The 1,894-nt window shown below is 68.3% G+C and carries 2 protein-coding genes; both read right to left on the bottom strand.

Annotated elements, in window-relative coordinates; genetic code table 11:
* The coding region (locus tag RJQ10_RS08230) for a heparinase II/III family protein (RefSeq protein ID WP_350145475.1) at positions 1–979 on the bottom strand (979 nt) is incomplete at its 3' end.
* Positions 976–1,788 (bottom strand): glycosyltransferase, encoded by an 813-nt coding sequence (locus RJQ10_RS08225; protein WP_350145473.1) that lies wholly within the window; start codon positions 1,786–1,788, stop codon positions 976–978. The genes RJQ10_RS08225 and RJQ10_RS08230, both read right to left, overlap by 4 nt.
* Between the last annotated feature and the right edge of the window lie 106 nt (positions 1,789–1,894).

Raw genomic sequence — 1,894 nt, 5'->3', positions numbered from 1 at the left:
CGGCACGCAGGCGGCCGACACCTGAGGCGGGCAACCAGCAGCTGCCGATTTCCCCGCTGCCCGACTCATCCCGCAAACCGAGTCGCCCGCCATAGGCTGTCAGGATCGGCGTATCGGGAACGACATCCAGGGCCGCATCGTTGAACAGGGCGGGCTGCGAATCAGCATGGCACAGGGCACGGGACCAGTGCAGCGCTGCGGTGGCTCGCGCCTCCAACCCGGCTGGCAGTGGCGCGCGAAAGGCCCGCAGCAGATTCACGATATCGAGCAAGTCCAGCAGCAGCGCGTTGTGATACATCGGGCTGCGGCCGACGTAGCCGCCATCACTGTGCAGTAACCCCGGAAGATAGCGCGACAGCAAACCCAGGCCGCGGGCGCGCCAGCGCGGCGCCCGGGGGTCCGCCAGGCAAAATCCCGCAAATAACAGCGCCTTGGCATTGTTGATCAGCTTGTGATCGCATTCGTCGAACCCCAGCCGCGGTTCCAGATACCGCAGTTGCTGGGCCAGGCTCAAACGCACCGGCGCGCTGAGCCCGTCACCCGCGAGCCCCGACTTGAGCCAGTTCACTATGCGCTGGGATGTGATGTAGGGGTGCCATCCGGACCCGTCAGGCTGGCGCTGGGCGGCCACCCAGTCCTCCAGCAGGCGGCAACGCCACGCCGGACCCGCGCTCAACAACCAGTTGCAGGTGTTGAGCTCCATCAGGCATTTCTTGCCCAGGGTTCGGTCCCGCCAAACCGTTCCGGCAGACCACGGCACATCGCTACCCAGGAGCGAAAACACACCCTCTTCCCGCCAGGTCGCCGGCAGCGCCGCGGGCTCCGCCCAGGTCCCCGACGGCGCCTGCCAGCCGGGCACAGCCACCCGCGCCAGCTGGCCGGGTGGTCGCAGGCGCAGGTGCAGTCTCTGCACTACCTGTTGTGGCCGCAGGTAGCGGAGCTGCCACCACAGGCGCCGCAAACGCCGGGCAGTAATCATCCAGCACCTCCGGACCGGGGCTGCGGCAGTGTGTTGCCGAGCAGTTTGGCGTAGACCTCATGCAGTGAATTCATCACCGCATCCGGGTGGTGCTGCTCCAGGGCAAATGCTCGCGCCGCCCGGCGACGGCGCGCGCGCTGTTCTGCGGGCAGCGCAGCCCAATCCCGGAGGGCGTCCTGCCAGGCCCGGTGGTCCGCCTGCGGAAGCCGGACCACCGGGGCATGTACCGGCCAGTCGCAGACAACGCCCACAGCGGTGGTCAACACGTGGCAGCCGTGTAACAGGGCCTCCACCAGTACATTGCCGAATGACTCCGAGTGGGAGGGAAACACGAACACCGCCGCCTGCTGAAACCAGGGGCCGGGATCGGCCTGGTAACCCACCAGGCTCACCGAGGACTGCAGTCCTTCACGCGCAACCCAATCGAGGATCTCCTGCCGCATCGGCCCGTCGCCGACAATGACCCAGCGCCACTGGGAGCTGCGGGCCAGTGCCGGCCAGGCCGCCATCAGCGTGCGCAGACCCTTGTCGGGGTGCAAACGGCCGACGAACAGCGCTACCGGCGCGTCGGGGGCTGGATCGGGTGGTAATTCGGCAGCAGGCAGGGCAGCCTGCGGAAACAGCGACCTCAGGCAATGGATGCTGGCGGGCGGAATCCCGGCATCCCGCAACTCGTCGCCCACCGCCCGGGTTGGCACCAGGAACCCGGATGCGGAGAACGCCAGGCGCCAGGCGAGCCCGCACAGCCAGGGGCGCCGGATACGCTGGATATCCCCGGCCGGCCCCATGGAGCAGATCTTGACCAGCATCGGTCTTCGGCGGCAGCGCGCGGCGAGCAAGGCACCCACCACGAATGACGACAGGCAGTGCCCGTGCTATACCTCGCCGCGCCCACTCAGGCGCCAGGCCGAGGCG

The sequence above is a fragment of the Haliea sp. genome (assembly GCF_040222615.1).
In the GTDB taxonomy this organism is placed as follows: domain Bacteria; phylum Pseudomonadota; class Gammaproteobacteria; order Pseudomonadales; family Halieaceae; genus Haliea.
Note: the sequence above shows the minus strand (reverse complement) of the source record. Positions and strands in the feature narration are given on the sequence as shown.

Bases quoted from the DNA above. Each gene is read 5' to 3' on its own strand.
- RJQ10_RS08225 (WP_350145473.1), bottom strand. From the start codon at position 1,788: ATGCTGGTCAAGATCTGCTCCATGGGGCCGGCCGGGGATATCCAGCGT.